General features: G+C 64.5%; 14 protein-coding genes. 1 reads left to right on the top strand and 13 read right to left on the bottom strand.

The window, feature by feature from the left end; translation table 11 throughout:
- Positions 1-20: 20 nt before the first annotated feature.
- The 9 genes from DVB37_RS08510 to panD all read right to left on the bottom strand — a co-directional run bounded on the left by DVB37_RS08510 (position 21) and on the right by panD (position 10,715).
- Positions 21-1,793 carry an ATPase, T2SS/T4P/T4SS family gene (locus DVB37_RS08510; protein WP_120154630.1) on the bottom strand — a complete coding sequence of 591 codons (1,773 nt, stop codon included), beginning with the start codon at positions 1,791-1,793 and terminating at the stop codon, positions 21-23.
- Entirely contained in the window at positions 1,790-2,254 is a 465-nt protein-coding gene (locus DVB37_RS08505) for a hypothetical protein (RefSeq protein WP_120154628.1), read from the bottom strand. The genes DVB37_RS08510 and DVB37_RS08505 overlap by 4 nt, the downstream gene beginning before the upstream one ends.
- Positions 2,241-3,656: a type 4b pilus protein PilO2 gene (locus DVB37_RS08500; protein WP_162941175.1), complete on the bottom strand. Its 1,416-nt coding sequence runs from the start codon at positions 3,654-3,656 to the stop codon at positions 2,241-2,243. Before DVB37_RS08500 ends, DVB37_RS08505 begins: the two co-directional genes overlap by 14 nt.
- 6 nt (positions 3,657-3,662) lie before the next feature.
- Entirely contained in the window at positions 3,663-5,252 is a 1,590-nt protein-coding gene (locus DVB37_RS08495; RefSeq protein ID WP_120154626.1) for a type II secretion system protein GspD, read from the bottom strand.
- Positions 5,249-6,235 carry a TcpQ domain-containing protein gene (locus DVB37_RS08490; RefSeq protein WP_120154625.1) on the bottom strand — a complete coding sequence of 329 codons (987 nt, stop codon included), beginning with the start codon at positions 6,233-6,235 and terminating at the stop codon, positions 5,249-5,251. The genes DVB37_RS08495 and DVB37_RS08490 overlap by 4 nt, the downstream gene beginning before the upstream one ends.
- A 215-nt stretch (positions 6,236-6,450) precedes the next feature.
- Complete coding sequence (locus DVB37_RS08485) at positions 6,451-7,791, bottom strand: extracellular solute-binding protein (protein ID WP_120154624.1); 1,341 nt, start codon at positions 7,789-7,791, stop codon at positions 6,451-6,453.
- Positions 7,792-7,795: 4 nt separating this feature from the next.
- Positions 7,796-9,052, bottom strand: a complete 1,257-nt coding sequence (locus DVB37_RS08480) for a D-amino acid dehydrogenase (RefSeq protein WP_120154622.1) — start codon at positions 9,050-9,052, stop codon at positions 7,796-7,798.
- 177 nt (positions 9,053-9,229) lie between these two features.
- Positions 9,230-10,276, bottom strand: a complete 1,047-nt coding sequence (locus tag DVB37_RS08475; protein WP_120157421.1) for a CDP-6-deoxy-delta-3,4-glucoseen reductase — start codon at positions 10,274-10,276, stop codon at positions 9,230-9,232.
- A 70-nt stretch (positions 10,277-10,346) separates the two neighbouring features.
- Positions 10,347-10,715 carry an aspartate 1-decarboxylase gene (panD, locus tag DVB37_RS08470; RefSeq protein ID WP_039883066.1) on the bottom strand — a complete coding sequence of 123 codons (369 nt, stop codon included), beginning with the start codon at positions 10,713-10,715 and terminating at the stop codon, positions 10,347-10,349.
- A gap of 212 nt (positions 10,716-10,927) precedes the next feature.
- On the opposite strand from panD, the gene sugE reads away from it, so the two are divergent.
- Entirely contained in the window at positions 10,928-11,245 is a 318-nt protein-coding gene (sugE, locus tag DVB37_RS08465; protein WP_046803706.1) for a quaternary ammonium compound efflux SMR transporter SugE, read from the top strand.
- A 52-nt stretch (positions 11,246-11,297) separates the two neighbouring features.
- Here sugE and DVB37_RS08460 read toward each other — a convergent pair whose 3' ends face one another.
- The 4 genes from DVB37_RS08460 to ectB form a co-directional block, all read right to left on the bottom strand.
- Positions 11,298-12,170 (bottom strand): MOSC domain-containing protein, encoded by an 873-nt coding sequence (locus DVB37_RS08460; protein WP_120154620.1) that lies wholly within the window; start codon positions 12,168-12,170, stop codon positions 11,298-11,300.
- 174 nt (positions 12,171-12,344) lie between these two features.
- Entirely contained in the window at positions 12,345-13,271 is a 927-nt protein-coding gene (gene thpD, locus DVB37_RS08455) for an ectoine hydroxylase (RefSeq protein ID WP_046803707.1), read from the bottom strand.
- Positions 13,272-13,286: 15 nt separating this feature from the next.
- Positions 13,287-13,691, bottom strand: coding sequence for an ectoine synthase (locus tag DVB37_RS08450; RefSeq protein ID WP_006218546.1), 405 nt, complete (start codon positions 13,689-13,691; stop codon positions 13,287-13,289).
- Positions 13,688-14,995 carry a diaminobutyrate--2-oxoglutarate transaminase gene (gene ectB / locus DVB37_RS08445; RefSeq protein WP_104145719.1) on the bottom strand — a complete coding sequence of 436 codons (1,308 nt, stop codon included), beginning with the start codon at positions 14,993-14,995 and terminating at the stop codon, positions 13,688-13,690. Before ectB ends, DVB37_RS08450 begins: the two co-directional genes overlap by 4 nt.
- Positions 14,996-15,042 lie beyond the last annotated feature (47 nt).

Genomic DNA, 15,042 nt, shown 5'->3' with positions numbered 1-15,042 from the left:
AGCAAGTGTTTGCGGTCGGTTCATGAGGCGCCTCGCGGGGTTTGACGCACAGCCGCCGCCGGCGCCCCCATGGGGACATCGAAACGCCGCAACAGCGCGCGCGGGTCTACCTCGCCAGTGCTGACCTTAAGCAGTGCACAGTGCAGCGCCCGTGCCCCTCGCGTGGCGGATTCCCGCCAGTCTTGGCCTGCCGCCTCCGGCCCCGTGCGCGACTGAAAACCCGCCTCGCGTACCAGCTTGTCCAGCCCGGCGTTATCACGGGCGCGCACGCGGTCCAGAAATCCGTCCAGGCGCTCGGGCTCGATCATTTCCGCCGCTACACAGCGACCCGACGTGCCGTTCAGCTGCGACAACTGTGGGCGTCGGCACGCCGGGCATCCGTCCGCGTTCCTGACCCGTAGCTGGCCGGCATCCAACTGATAGGTGCCCTGAAGTGCGTGCACCCACGCCCGCCAACCCGCCGCGTCGTACGCCGCGTAGGCGCCTTCGACGCCCCCAACGGCATCAGCTGCCCGCCAGAGCCTGTCCACCGGCAACGCGCACGCGGGACACAAACGCGGCAACAGCGTCTGATAGACCAGTAGTTTCAAAATGCCTGGCGTGGCCAGGAAATCTCGCGACACGCCGATGGCATCCGAAGCAAGGCGTTCGGGAATCATGGCGGCCGCGCCCGCATGGGTCGTGGCGTAAAGGCTGATGCCCGAACTGGCAAGGTCCATGAACGCGCGGCCCGTATTGACGTCACGGATTTCACCGATCAGCAGATCGTTCATGGCCGAGCGCTTGATGGTCTTCAACTTGGCATCGAATGACGCCCAGGCGGATTCCGCCAACGCGCCGCCCAAGGTGTTTTGCAACGCATTGGCGATGATGTATTCCACCGGGTCTTCCAACGTTATGACCTTGCGCGTGGGGTCGATACCGCGCATCAAGGTCGCGATGGTCGTGGACTTGCCCGACCCGACCACGCCGGCCAGCACAATGGCGCCGCCCTCGCGGTCACGGGCGCGTAGCAAGGTGGCGATTTGCCCGGGCGGGTAGCCCAGGGTCTGGAGGTTGCCGTCGGCCGTGGCGTCCAGGCGCAGGATGCGCAAGCACACCGACGGCCCGGCATCGGCGGCCAGAGAGGCCCATCGCAACACGATCGGAATGCCATCGACCACAAAGGCCAACCGCCCTTGCTGTTCAAGCGCGGGGTCGAAGACGGCGCCATTGCCGCCGCGCACGTCCATCCAGGCCACCGCCAGCACCTCCAGCAGCGTGTCGTTCGACAACCCGGCGAACCGGTCCGTGGACACGTAGTCGCCGTTGATCGTGTAGCGGATGTCGCAGGTCTCGTTCCGTCTATTGACGTTGATATGCACATCGCTGGCGCCCTGCAAGACGCCCCAGCGAACAATGTCCAGGAACAGCGCGGCCAGGGCAGATGCGCGATCCGCCTGAGGACCGGCGCCCGATCCGCCCACGCCGGACGCTGTCAATTGGCCCCGCGCAATCATCAGGAGCAAGGGCGCGGGCAACTGGTAACGCAGGGGCACGGCCAGGCGGTAGCCGGCCGCAGCCACCATGCGCTGCAACTCGTCGATGGCATCGCCGTGAACATATTCCTTGACCGCGAAGATGGCCACCTCGCCACTGTCCAGCAAAACCGGGCACAGCCTGCCGGCCAACGAGGCCAGGTCGAACTCGCGGGCCAGCGCCCGCACAAGCGCGGGGGTCAGCCGCGCGATGTCATCGAGCGTGCCCAACAATGGAGGCGGCTGCGAGGGGCTTGGAATAACGCGCGGGATCATGGCGTTGCCGCTCCGATATCGACGCAAGCGGTGTGGTCAAGATCGTCGCGGCGCAAATGCACGCAGGCGCCTTCGACGGCCAGCAGTCGATAAGCGCGCGCAGAGTAGGCGCCAGCGACAGGGGCTTGGTGGCCGGCCCGATAGCGCAATAGCGCGCCGTTGATAACGACGTCGACGTTAAGGCGGCGGGTAGATCCGTAAATGGCCGCCACGCGGATGGCGTCTACCTGCCGGGCGGTGGGCTCGTCGGGCTGTGCCGTCGCGCGGCCCGACGGGCAGATGCCGGGCACACGGCAATCGGCCAGCGCGGCAGCCGCGTCGGCACGCAACAAGGTCTGCACCGTTTCAACCTCTGGCCAGGGCCGGGCGTCTTCAAGCGGCAGCGTTGTTGCATGTGAGGCCCCGCCGCCGCATAGCGCCACGAACGCAATGGCGACAAGTCCCGGCTTAGTCTTGTTCATAGAGATCTCCTTGCAGTTCGGCGACCAGCGTGCTGGCCACCAAGGTGGGCTTGGCCTGTGCTTGGACGTCCACCACAAGACGAGACCAACGCGCGGGCGTAAGCGCGGGGGCAAGCGCGGTGGGGATAAGGCCGATCGACCGTAACGGACCTTGCAGACGCAGCGCGCGCCGTCGCAATACCGGGAGGGTCTGCGACGGGGAGACTTGGGCGCCAACGACCGATGCGTTCGACAACGACAGCGGCAATGCCACCGCCGACGCCAGCGACACTGACGCGAATGCAGGCTGCAAGCGCTGCAATGCGGCCACCAGTTCGGTGTCGACATGCAAGCCGCTAGGCAGCGCCAAGGCAGTCAGAGGAATAGGTTCGGATGCCACGCGCCACGCTAACGTGGCTTCATTCAAGGGCTTGAATGACACCTGCCAGCCAGCGGGCAGCCGCGCGTACAAGCGTTGATTCGTCGCGAAACGGTGCGCGCGCGCATAGACCGCCGCACAACGCCAAACGCCCTCGCCGGCATCGCACTGCGCGCGGCGTAGCGCCCAGCCCTGTACCTGGATGGGCAACAGTCCCACACTGCGTAGCAGCCGCGCGACATCGTTCGGCCCATGCGCGGTCAGGGCGCCCAACATAGCCTGATGGGCGCTTCGCGGATCGGGTGGCACGGAATCCTCAGCAGGCGCTGCCGCCCAATGGGACAGAACATAAGGGACAACCGACCGCCAAACCGGCGGTGCAAGGGCCGCCATGGCGACGCACAGCAGAAACAGACGCAGCGCAAACGGCACGCCCGCCCAGCGCGATGGCAAAGGCGCGAGGCGGGCGCCCGAATCCACCGCGCTGATCAGGCAAGCCCAGATGGAGTCGGGATCGTGCGGCGGTAAGCCAGGGCGTTGTTCTTGCAACCGCGCTTGCGCCTGCAACGCGTCATCGTGAGACACAAACACACGATCCGCCTGGGACAGCACCACACCGTCCTGAGCTGCGACCAGCCAGTACCGACCATCGGGAAGCGCGATGACGCAGTGTCCGCCGGACGGAAACCGCAGCGCGTAAAGCTGCGCGGCAGCCAGGACGAAGGGCCTTGCAGGACGGCGGGCCGCGCGACCAGGCGCGGCGTCCGCTGCCCGATTGCCTACGTGGCCGTCTACGTGTTTGGCTACGCGATTGCGCCACCATTCACCAGCGCGTGCACGCCGCATTCCGCGCAGGCGCCCGTACCCCGCCATCGTTGCAGGCGAACCGCCTACGACGACGTGCGTGGCGCGCAACCGGCGCCCACGCGCGCGCGCAAGGGCCTGCGTGTCGGAGCCGATCAATACCAGCCATCGCAGGCCGAACGCCAGGCGATGGCCGGCGCCGGGGCAGTCAAGCAATAACGGGTCGGGGGCTCGTTTCATGGCGGCTTAGTACCCCTCTTCTACTTGGGCGGTGACGAGCATCAACGTCGTCTCGCGCGCCTGCTCGGCGCTGTCGTGCCCGCCGGTGATCAGCGGTAGCCCCGGGGCCAGGCGCTGGCCTGCATGCTGGTCGGTACTGCGGTCGAAGCCGGACAAAATCACGGGTTGCCCCGGCCGCAGCTCTATTTGCTGAACCGTGCCATTGCCGTCAATCGTGATCTGCTGCACCTGGACCTGATTGCCGCGCTCGCCAAAGGTGATGGTCTTCAGTGGTTGCGCCACCGCGTTGTCATACGCCACGGACAGCAAGATCTGGCCGTCATGCTGGATGTCAGGAACCAGGGTCAGGAACGAGCCCACGGTTTCTTCTTTTTGCGTGATGGACACGGCCGGCAACGTGCCGTTGGCGCCCCCCGCCGTGGTGCCCGGCACCGCGGTGCTTTGTACGCGATCGATGTAGGAAAACGTGGTGCGAATGGCATGAGTGACCGGGCGCCGGTTAAGCGTCAAAACCGGAACCTTGTTGTGCCGGACGATCGCGCCCATTGTGCTCAGCGCAGACACCAGCGCTTGCGACCCTTGCCAGGCGCCCCGCCCCGCCGACACGTCAAGCGTGCTTGCTCCGGCAACCGCCACGGCCGGCATGGCGTAGCGCGCGGAAGCCCCCGCCGCCGCGTATAGCGCGTTCCAGTCCAGGCCACCCGAGGCCGATTGCTTGACGATGACGGTGATTTCTTCGAAGACAAGGCGTACGCGACGCGTCATGACTTTGTTTTCGCGTTCGAGGAAGACCGCGATGCGCTCCAACGCGTCGGGAGTGTCAGTGATGACGAGGGACGATGCGCCGTCCACCGCATCGGCAATGAGGCCCGACCGCGTCAGGAACGGCGCGATGCTGGCCCGCAGCACGGCCAGCGCGTTGTGTTCCTTGGCCGCCAACGTGGTGCTGGAGGTGCTTTCGAAGCCCTCGCCGTCTGCGTTGCCGGACCTGCCCAGGCGCACGTCGACCGCGCTTGCCAACGACAGCGCGCGCACGTCGAACACGCGCGTCTCGGTGCGGTAGAACTCCAGCGCGTTGCGCACGTATCGCCAATGCACCGAAAAGCGCGCGGCCAACGCGTCCAGCAAGTCGGCAAGCGGCAAGGGGCCGTCCCGGACTTCCATGCGGTACGGCGCCGGCACGGACAAGCCGCCCGTTACGGCCAGACGCGGCAGAAATTGCTCCAGCGGCAGCAACGCTTCGGGTTGCACCCGCACCGGGATGCCGGTGGCAGCGCCCAGGCGTTGCGCCAATCCGAAAAGATCGGCGTCGTCCGCAAGCATCAACGTGGTGGGCACGTTCTCGCGCAAAGCGGGCGGCAGCGACACGTCTCGCGCCAAGGGTTGCGGCGTGCCGGCCACCCACGGCGCCGCCACGTCCTGCGCGGCGATGCGCGCCTGGCGGTCGGACAAGCCCTGGGCGAACGCGCGGTGATGGCCGGAGACAACATCAAGCCGTTCGTTCGCCGCCCGATTCAAGTGCGCCACCTGCTCCGTTGCCGCGCAGCCAGCTAGCGCGCAAGTCGCAGCCACCCCAAACCATTGAAGCCGGTTCATGCCCCACCCCCTTGCGCAGGCGCGGCCCGCGAACACGATTGGGCCAGCGGCACCACCCGCAGGACCTGATTGCCGTAAAAGCAAGGCTGCAAGGGCTTGTCGGCCAGCTCGGTGGCGCTCAGCAATTCGCGGACAGCGGATTTGAAATCGCCGGAAAAATCGGCCGAGGCGGACAGGGGAATGTCGACGTCGACAGCCCAGTGTTGCGGGCGAAAGGTCCAGCCCGAATCACCGGCCCACCGCGCCAGCACGGCGCGCAGCGTAGTGTCCGGGGGTGCTGCCCGATACCTGCTGACGGCGGCAGCCGCGTTTGGGCTTGGAATGGCGGATAGGGATACGCCTGAAATTGAAGTGTCTGACGTTGAAGCGGCTCCGCTTGAAACAGCTGCCGTTAAAGCGCCCGCCGTTGAAATGTCCGCCTTGGAATCGCCGGGCAAAGAAGCCGCCAGCGCAGGCGCATCACGCGTGCCCAATGGCCCTTTACCCGCCAGTTGCCCTACGCCCGCGAGCGGTACGGCGACGGCGGCTTCTGCCGACATCGAAACCGGTGCGCCTGGCGCGGCCGCAACATCGGCTGCGCGTTCGGTGTCGCGTTCGGTGTCGCGTTCGGTGTCGCGTCGGGCTTCGCGTTCAGCGCGCGCCATCAAGCGCCCGCCGCGAAACCGCAGCGCGTCCCACGCCCCCGCCACCACCGCATAAGGGTCGCGCCGCGTATAGGGCAGCGCGTGTTCAACATTTGCTCGCACACCGAAGATAGCGGGCAAGGGTTGCCCCGGCGCGAATTGCAGCCAGACGTCCTTGCCGTCGTCGAACACCTGCATGGGCGCAACCGCCGGGTCGCCGGACAAGCGCCAATCAAAACGAAACGCGTGCGCAGCGGACCCGGCAGCCTGCCACCCCACACCGGCGCCATCATTGGCGGGCCAGCCAGTGCAAGCCCCCAGGCAGGACACGCCTGCCACCAGGAAAATGATTCGAACCATGCCTCACCGCAAGCTGAAGGCGCACCGGAATCGGTACGCATGAACGGCATGGTGGACGAGGGCAAAGCGGGCCGCCAGACTGGCATGTACGCATGGATGAATTGATCCACCCCTCCCGGACAGGCGTACCGAAGGCAAAAAAAAACCCGGTCTGAAAGACCGGGTTTTTGCGGTGGCGGCAGGCAGCTACACGCTGCCCAGGCCTAGCGCATGGATTAACGCTGGGCGGCGATGCTGCGCGCCTGCGAAGCCGCATTGTTCAATGCCGACACGGGCGGAACCTTGCCTTCGAAGGCGTCGTTCAGTTGCTGATTCAGAACGGGTTCGATGCGCGCGTAGTTGGTCATGCGGAAGCCGCGGCTGTTGCTGGCCGGACGGTTGCTCATCGACGCGATCACGGCCTGTGCGCCCGGGATGCTCTTGTAGAACGACACGTCAGACGCGCGGAACGCGGCTTCGGTCAGGGGCAGGAAGCCCGTGCGCTGATGCCATTCGGCGGCCACGACCGGCTTGGACAGCCAGGCCAGGAACTGTGCCGTTGCCTTTTCTTCGGATTGCGGGCGGCCTTCCAGCGCCCACAAAGCCGAGCCGCTGACAAACGGTTGGCCGGCGGACTTGGTGGCTTGGTCGTAGTACGGCACCGGCGCCACGCCGAACGACAGCGACTTGGTGTTCAGGAACGTGCCGAATGCGCCGGAATTGGCGGTCAGCACCGCGCATTCACCCTTGGCGAACAACTTGTCGGCCGACGCGTCGCCCGTGTGCGCCATGAACAGCAACGAACGCTTCCAGCTGACCATCAGGGAGATGTGGCGCATGTAGAGCGTGTCGAACTGCATCGCGGGCGCGGCGCTTTTCTTCGTGATCGCGTCCAGGCCGTTGTTGTTGCTGGTGAATTGCTGACCGTTGATCGGGGCCAGGTTCTCCAGGTGCACGGTGACCTGGTCGCTGGACGCGTAGGGGCAATCGATGTCGGCCACGTCGCGCAGCTTCAGCAGTTCGGCTTGCAGGCCGTTCCAGGTGCGCGCGGGGTTGTTGGGATCCAAGCCGGCCTTCTTGTAGGCGGCGGTGTTGTAGAACATCACCGGCACTTCGGCCATCCACGGGAACGCCAGCAGGCGGCCCTTGCTGTCGCGCGTGAAGCTGCTGGTGGCCGGCACGAACCAGTTCAGGTCCTTGATCGGGTACTTGGCCAGCAGTTCGTACATCGGCATGATGGCTTTGTGCTGCGCCACGACTTCCGGTGAATGGTTATCCGTCAGCTGGACCAGGTTGGGCGCCTTTTTGGCCTTGGCGGCCGATGCGGCTTCCTGTTCCAGCGCCTCTTGCGAGGCGAAACCACGCAGCTTGACGCTGACCTGGTCCTGCTCTTTGTTGTACTGCTTGGCCAGTTTTTCGAACTCGGCCTTGTTGGCGTCCGACAGTGTGTGCCAGACCTGGATTTCCACGGGTGCGGCGTTAGCCACCCCCGCCAGCGCCATCGCGGCGCCGAAGACCCATGCACGCCGGCTGGCGAACATCGCGCGGGCAACGCCCGCCAATTGCAGATTCTTCATAGGTTCACAGACCAAGAAAAGGAAATTCCGGTTCCGGCCGCCGTCCGCTGAGCAGATCGGCCAAAGCCCGGCCCGAGCCAACGCCCATCGTCCAGCCGAGCGTCCCGTGACCCGTGTTGATATACAGGTTGGGGATGCGGCTACGGCCGATGATGGGCACGTTCGAGGGAGTGGACGGGCGCAGGCCCGACCAATAACTGACGCGTTCGAAATCGAGCGCGTCGGGAAAAAGTTCTTGCGCCAGGCGCGTCATGGCTTCGCAACGGCCGGTGTTCAGACTGCGCGAATATCCCGAAAGCTCGGCGGTGCCGGCCATGCGAAGACGGTCGCCCAGGCGCGAAAACACAATTTTATGGCTGCTGTCGGTCAGGCTGACCGTAGGCGTGGCTTCCGGTTTCAGCACCGGGAAGGTCGCCGAGTAGCCCTTGGCGGGATACACGTTGCACGGAATGCCCAAGGGACGCAGCAGATTGGGGCTGAAGCTGCCCATCGCGACGACATACGCGTCTGCCGAGAGGGTGCCGTAGCGGCCATCGGGTTCAATGATTTCCATGCCGTGCACGGCGCCGCCTTGCGTCAGCAAACGCGTGACTCGCGTGTTGTAGCGAAATTCGACGCCGGCGCGGGCGCAACGTTCGGCCAGCGCGACCGAGAACAAGTGGACGTCGCCGCTTTCGTCTTCAGGCGTGTAATCACCGCCCACGATGGTCTGGCGGTGCGGGGCCAGGGCCGGTTCGATGGCGATGACCTCGTCTGCCGTGACCACGCGGCGCTCGACGCCGAAATCGCGCATCAGGCCGGCGGCCCGTTGCGAGTTTTCGAATTCGTGGGGATCGCGGTAGAAGTTCAGGATGCCGCGTTCAAGGTGGTCGTATTCGATGCCCAGTTCCGCGCGCATGCTGCGCAGCGTGGCGCGGCTGTACTCGGCCATGCGCACCATGGCCCGAATATTCGGAGCCAGCCGGCCGGGCAGGCACTCACGCAGGAAGGCCAGGCCCCACATCCATTGACGCCAGTCCAGCTGCGGCCGGAACAGCAACGGCGCGTTGTCCTGGAACATCCATTTGAGCAGCTTGAGCGGCGCCTGCGGATTGGCCCAGGGTTCGGCATAGGAAACCGAAATCTGCGCGCCATTGGCAAGGCTGGTTTCCTGGGCGGGACCGGTGCAGCGATCAATGACCACAACGTCGTGGCCGGCCTGGTTCAGCCACCAGGCGCTGGAGATTCCGATAATGCCGCTACCCAATACCGCTACTTTCATGCCCGCATTGCTCCTTGCATGCCAAGTCGGCCACGGACCCGATGTCCGCCCCTTTGGCAAGCCGCTGCGAAGGCAGTTTACCCCGCCGATTTGCCTTCGCCTACGTATAAAAAAGGGGCGGAAGTCACGAAGCTTTTCAGCCTGTGAATTCCCCCCCGATGATTCCCGTGGTCCGATTTACGACGCGGCTTTCGCCAGGTCGGCCTCGGACGTGAAGGCATCCGCGTAGAACTCTTCCGGCGGCAGCCCGTTCTGCACGCTGAATTCGCGACGCGCGGCATCCACCATCAGCGGCGTGCCGCAGGCATAGACTTGGTGGCCGGACAGGTCCGCGATGTCTTGCATGACGGCTTCATGGACGAAGCCGGTGCGCCCCGACCAGCCGTCTTCGGGCAGCGCATTGGACACCACCGGTACGTACTTGAAGTTCGGCAGCAGGCCAGACCAGGACTGCGCCAGTGCGTCCATGTACAAGTCCTGGGGACGGCGGCCGCCCCAGTACAGCGTGACCGGGCGCGCAATGCTCTTGTGGATCATGTGCTCGACGATGGCCTTCACAGGCGCAAAGCCCGTGCCGCTAGCCAGCAGCACGATGGGCTTGTCGCTGTCTTCGCGCAGGAAGAAAGAGCCGAACGGCCCTTCCAGCCGCAGGATCTCGCGTTCCTTCATCTGCGTGGTGCCGGCGCCGAATACATGGTCCGTGAAAAGCCCGCCCGGCATGTGCCGGATGTGCAGTTCAAGCGGGCTGCCGGTATGCGGCGCACCAGCCATCGAGTAGCTGCGACGACGCCCGTCTTTCAGGATGACTTCGATGTACTGCCCCGCGTAATAGCGGAACTGCTCGGAAGCAGGCAGTTGCAACTTAAGCACGGTGACATCGGGCGCCACGCGTTCCAGCGTCTGCACGCGCGACGGCAGCTTGCGAATCTGGATGTCGCTGGCCAGCCGGACTTCGGTGGATTCAACCACCATGTCGGACGCGGGCCTGGCCTGGCAAAACAGCGTGTAGCCGTTGGCCAGTTCTTCCGGCGACAGGATCTGGGCGGGATATTGCCCGGCGTCGAACTCCCCGGACACCACTTTGCCCTTGCAGGTGGAGCACGCGCCGTTGCGACAGCTGTAGGGCAGCACGATGCCGGCGGCCAAGGCGCCGTCGAGCACGGTCTGGCCGGGCTCAACCGGGAATTGATGCTTGCTGGGTTGGATGATGACCTGGAAGCTCATGATGAAATGGTTCAGGGTTGACGAAAGCGCCATCCGGCCAGGCCGAAATGGGGCGTTGCCCGGCCCGGCCTCAGGCCGGGAACTTGCGAATTTCCTTGACGCGATTCGCGTCGTCCACCAGCACGACCTGCGGCTTGTGCTTGGCGGAGTCTTCTTCGGACATCGGCCCGTAGGTGCAGATGATCAACAGATCGCCCACCTGGGCCCGGCGCGCGGCCGCGCCGTTCAGCGAGATGGCGCCGCTGCCGCGGGCCGCCTTGATGATGTAGGTGTCGAAGCGTTCGCCATTGGTGACGTTGTAGAGTTCGATGCGTTCGAACTCGCGCATGCCGGCAGCGTCCAGCAGGTCTTCGTCGATGCCGCATGAGCCTTCGTAGTGAAGGTCGGCTTCGGTGACCGTGACGCGGTGTAGCTTTGCCCGCAGCATGATGCGTTGCATGATGGAAATTCCTGGTTCGCGGTCCGGTCCGCGACGTGTTGCTTAAGTGATGCCCGGCATCCGGTTTTGCCGTTGGAAGCCGGTATTCTATAATTTTTGCCGCAGCGGGACGGCCCGTTGCTGCGCACGGTCAAACGATCGGTGTTTTTTTTATCCGGGGACGACCCCTTATTGCCGGCGCAACGCCGGCAGCGCAACAGAAGGAGTCGTCAATGACCTGGATCATCCTGGTGCTAGCGGGCCTGTTTGAAATCGTCTGGGCCGTGGGCCTGAAATACACCCATGGCTTCACCCGCCTCTGGCCGTCCCTGATTACCGCGGGCGGCATGGCCATCAGCGTGTGGCTGCTGGCTGTCGCCATGAAAACGCTGCCGCTGGGCACCGCCTACGCCGTGTGGGTGGGCATCGGCACCGTGGGCGCCTTCGTGGCCGGTATCGTGCTGTTCGGCGAGTCCACGAGCTGGATGCGCATCGTCAGCGTGGCCCTGATTGTGCTGGGTCTGATCGGCCTGAAGTTGTCTTCGGCGTAATCCGCACAGGTGTCTTCGGCGTGACCGAAGACACCCCCGGCCCGACGACCGGTCAGAAATCCAGTTCGATCTCGACCGCGTCGCCGACTTTCAAGCGCGCGCCGGCCGGCGCGTCCAGAATGGCGTTCTGGCCAAACACCACCCCGATATCCAGATTGCGATAGCCCGCCAGCGTACGGCCGGGCTCGTCGTGCTGCTGGGCGGTGCGCTGGTCGATGTCGGGAATCGAGCAACGGGTGCACGGCTTGACGAACGCCATCCGAACGCCCGCTGCCGTGATCATGGCGGTATGGTCTTCTTCGAAGGGTTCCCATTCGCCCTCGACCACGATGTTGGGCCGGAAACGGTCCATGGGCACCGGCGCCACGCCCTTGGCTTGCAGGCGCGCGTTCAGGTCATCCAGCGAGGCCTGGTTGGCGATCAGCAGCGGGAAACCATCGGCAAAGCCGAAGTGGTGTTCGCCCACGAAGGCGTCCGCCAGATCGGGATGCGCATCCACCCAGCGCGATACCCAGTCGGGCTTGGCGTTGCGCGCGGCAGCGCTGTCCACCTTCAGCAAGCGGCACGGCGTTTTCAGGAATTCAGAAAACCATTGGCCCGTGGCGGCGCTTTCGTGGCGCGCCGATATCGTGTCGGCCCAGACCGCCACGGTTTGCGCGCCGGGCTCGATGCCGGATTCATCCAGGGGCACGTCCAGATCGGGCATGCCGGGCGCGCTGACGCGAAGGGCGTCGGCGGTCAGCGCCGTGCGGATCAGGGCCATCGCCGGCCATTGGCGCTGCGTCATGAACTGCCCATCGGCGCCGATCAGCATCCAGCGACGGTCGTAAGCCAGGCCGGCCCGGACGATGGGCGACTCCGCCAGATCGATGCCGGCGCAGGATTTGATCGGGTAAATGTGCAAGCTCAGGATACGGGCGGACATGGCGGCATCGCTTTGGCGTGAGGGGAATCCGCGCAAGAATAGCAGAGAGCGGACGCCGGCATCGGTCGAATTTCAGGCGCCGCACCGCGCATGAAAAAACCCGGGCAAGGCCCGGGTTTCGGTGTGGGAGGTACAACCCGCCAAGGTCCGACGCGGCGGGCTGAACGCGGTGGATCAGCCGCCCACCAGCTTCAGCGTATCCAGCGGCGTCACCGCCTTGAAGCCCTTGCGCGTCGCGATATGTTCGGGGCGCGGCGTCAGGCCGTACTTGGGCGGGTTCAAGGTGTTCTCCATGCTGTTGTAGACCATGAAGACATTGGCACGCGGCCACGGCGAGATATTGCTGTTCGAACCGTGCATGGTGTTGCAGTCGAAAAACACCACCGAACCCGCCTTGGCGGTCATCGAGCGGATGCCGCCCTGCTCTACCAGCAATTGCAGGCTGACCGGGTCCGGCACCCCGTATTCCTGCTTTTTCAGCGATTGCTTGTAGTGCTCGTTCGGGGTTTCGCCCACGCACGAGATGAACTGGCGGTGCGAGCCGGGCACCAGCATCAACGGGCCGTTGCACTCGTTGTTGTCGGTCAGCAGCACCGAGCAGCTCAGCGCGCGCATCGACGGCATGCCGTCTTCCACGTGCCACGTCTCGAAGTCCGAGTGCCAGTAGAACTCTTTGCCCTTGAAGCCGGGCTTCATGTTGGCGCGCGACTGGTGAATGTATACCTCGGAGCCCAGGATCTGCCGCGCCACGTTGACCAGGCGCGGGTCGCGCACCAGGCGCGACAGCACGGGGTTCAACACATGCACCATGAAGATGGAGCGCACGGCATTGCTGCCGGGTTCAGTGATGGATTCCTCGCGCCGGATGATCGACGGGTCGCGCGTCATGCGCTCGACCTCGGCGGACAGCGCGCGGATCTCTTCTTCGGAAAACAGGTTTTCCAACAAGAGAAAGCCGTCCCGCTCATATTGCCCGACCTGTTCGCCGGACAAGGCGTTGGCGTACTTGCCGTCGCCATAGACCACCGGGTCCTGGCGGGCAATGATGGCGGAGCCCCGGTCCGTACGGGAGGCGTACGGATCCTTTGCAGGTGAGATCATGCGAACCTCCTTGTATCAAGCCGCTTTGGCTTCGGCTTCAGGCAAGGCGTAGACGCCTTCTTTGTCGTGCACTTCCTGGCCGGTCAGCGGGGGGTTGAAGACGCAGATGACGCGCAGCGGCTCTTTGCCGCCGCACAGCCAGTGCTCGTCGTGTTCGTTCAGCGCGTAGACCACGCCGGGGCCCAGGTCATACTTCTTGCCGTCGGCGATGGTCTCGATGGAACCGTCGCCTTCAATGCACCACACCGCTTCAAGATGGTTCTTGTAGTGGATGTGCGTGCGGCCGCCGGGAAAGATGGTGGTCTCGTGGAAGGAAAAGCCCATGCCGTCCTTCTTGAGCAGCACGCGGCGGCTGACCCAGGTGTCGGTACGGACTTCGTCGGCGGTGCCGATCACATCTTTGACATTGCGTACGATCATTGACGTTTTCCTCCAAATTTAAGAATGCGGGCGGACTGGCCTTCTTCTGCCAGCGCGTCGGCCACGCTGGCCTCGATGATGTCCAGGCCCTTGCTCAACAAATCTTCTTCAATCGTCAGCGCCGGCAGCAGCTTGAGCACTTCGTCATGCGCGCCCGAGGTCTCGATGACGACGCCCTTCTTGAATGCCTGCTGCGCGATGCGGTTGGCCAGCGCGGGCGTGGTGTTGCACACCAGGCCCTGGATCAGGCCACGGCCGCGCACCGACAGGCCCGCGTTGGGATAGCTGTGGACCAGGTTTTCCAGCCAGTCACGCACCGTGCGTTCCTTGCGCTGGATGTCGGCCGTGAAGGCGGTGTTGGCCCAATAGGTTTCCAAGGCCTGCGTGGCGGTGACGAACGCCAGGTTGTTGCCACGGAACGTGCCGCTGTGGGCGCCCGGCTTCCAGATGTCCAGCTCGGGCTTCATCAGCACCAAGGACATCGGCAGGCCGAAACCAGACAGCGACTTGGACAGCGTGATGATGTCCGGGCGGATGCCGGCGGCTTCAAAGCTGAAGAAGGTGCCGGTGCGGCCGCAGCCCACCTGGATGTCGTCCACGATCAGCAGCATGTCGTGGCGCTTGCACAGCTTTTCCAGCTCTTTCAGCCAGCGTAGCGTGGCAACGTTGACGCCGCCTTCGCCCTGCACGGTTTCAACGATGACGGCGGCGGGCTTGTCCATGCCGCTGCTGGGATCTTCCAGCATGCGTTCCAGGTAGGCCATCGTGTCCACGTCGGGGCCGAAGTAGCCGTCATAGGGCATGAACGTGGTGTTGCCCAGCGCATAGCCGGACGCTTCGCGGAACTTCATGTTGGCCGTCACGGCCAGCGAACCGCCGCTGACGCCGTGAAAGCCATGCGTGAACGAAATCACATTCGAACGGCCCTTGACCTGGCGCGCGATCTTCAGCGCGGCTTCCACGGCATTGGTGCCGGTGGGGCCGGTGAATTGCAGCGTGTATTGCCAGTTGCGCGGCTTGAGCAGCACGCGATCCACCGTCTCCAGGAAACGCTTCTTCGCGCTGGTCGCCATGTCCAGGCCGTGGACGACGCCGTCCGCCTGCACATACTCCAGCAGTTTTTCCTTGAGAACAGGATTGTTGTGGCCGTAGTTCAGCGTGCCTGCGCCGCTGAAGAAATCGATGTACTCGGTGCCGTCTTCGTCGATCAGCGTCGAGCCTCGGGCCTGGCTGAATATCACGGGGAACGACCGAATGTAGCCCCGCACTTCGGATTCCATCCGGTCAAAGATTTTCAAGTCCATATGATCAATCCTCCCTTTTTCATCTCATAAGTTGAATAGACGGCACG

Origin of the sequence: Achromobacter sp. B7 (genome assembly GCF_003600685.1) — a bacterium.
In the GTDB taxonomy this organism is placed as follows: Bacteria; Pseudomonadota; Gammaproteobacteria; order Burkholderiales; family Burkholderiaceae_B; genus Achromobacter; species Achromobacter spanius_B.
This window is presented reverse-complemented; position numbering and strand designations above follow the sequence as displayed.

What these genes read in the sequence shown, in the direction of transcription:
- DVB37_RS08480 (WP_120154622.1), bottom strand. Translation starts at nt 9,052, where the DNA reads ATGAAAGTAGCGGTATTGGGTAGCGGCATTATCGGAATCTCCAGCGCC.
- DVB37_RS08485 (WP_120154624.1), bottom strand. Translation starts at nt 7,791, where the DNA reads ATGAAGAATCTGCAATTGGCGGGCGTTGCCCGCGCGATGTTCGCCAGC.
- DVB37_RS08495 (WP_120154626.1), bottom strand. Translation starts at nt 5,252, where the DNA reads ATGAACCGGCTTCAATGGTTTGGGGTGGCTGCGACTTGCGCGCTAGCT.
- ectB (WP_104145719.1), bottom strand. Translation starts at nt 14,995, where the DNA reads ATGGACTTGAAAATCTTTGACCGGATGGAATCCGAAGTGCGGGGCTAC.
- thpD (WP_046803707.1), bottom strand. Translation starts at nt 13,271, where the DNA reads ATGATCTCACCTGCAAAGGATCCGTACGCCTCCCGTACGGACCGGGGC.
- DVB37_RS08475 (WP_120157421.1), bottom strand. Translation starts at nt 10,276, where the DNA reads ATGAGCTTCCAGGTCATCATCCAACCCAGCAAGCATCAATTCCCGGTT.
- DVB37_RS08510 (WP_120154630.1), bottom strand. Translation starts at nt 1,793, where the DNA reads ATGATCCCGCGCGTTATTCCAAGCCCCTCGCAGCCGCCTCCATTGTTG.
- DVB37_RS08490 (WP_120154625.1), bottom strand. Translation starts at nt 6,235, where the DNA reads ATGGTTCGAATCATTTTCCTGGTGGCAGGCGTGTCCTGCCTGGGGGCT.
- DVB37_RS08505 (WP_120154628.1), bottom strand. Translation starts at nt 2,254, where the DNA reads ATGAACAAGACTAAGCCGGGACTTGTCGCCATTGCGTTCGTGGCGCTA.
- sugE (WP_046803706.1), top strand. Translation starts at nt 10,928, where the DNA reads ATGACCTGGATCATCCTGGTGCTAGCGGGCCTGTTTGAAATCGTCTGG.
- DVB37_RS08450 (WP_006218546.1), bottom strand. Translation starts at nt 13,691, where the DNA reads ATGATCGTACGCAATGTCAAAGATGTGATCGGCACCGCCGACGAAGTC.
- DVB37_RS08460 (WP_120154620.1), bottom strand. Translation starts at nt 12,170, where the DNA reads ATGTCCGCCCGTATCCTGAGCTTGCACATTTACCCGATCAAATCCTGC.
- DVB37_RS08500 (WP_162941175.1), bottom strand. Translation starts at nt 3,656, where the DNA reads ATGAAACGAGCCCCCGACCCGTTATTGCTTGACTGCCCCGGCGCCGGC.
- panD (WP_039883066.1), bottom strand. Translation starts at nt 10,715, where the DNA reads ATGCAACGCATCATGCTGCGGGCAAAGCTACACCGCGTCACGGTCACC.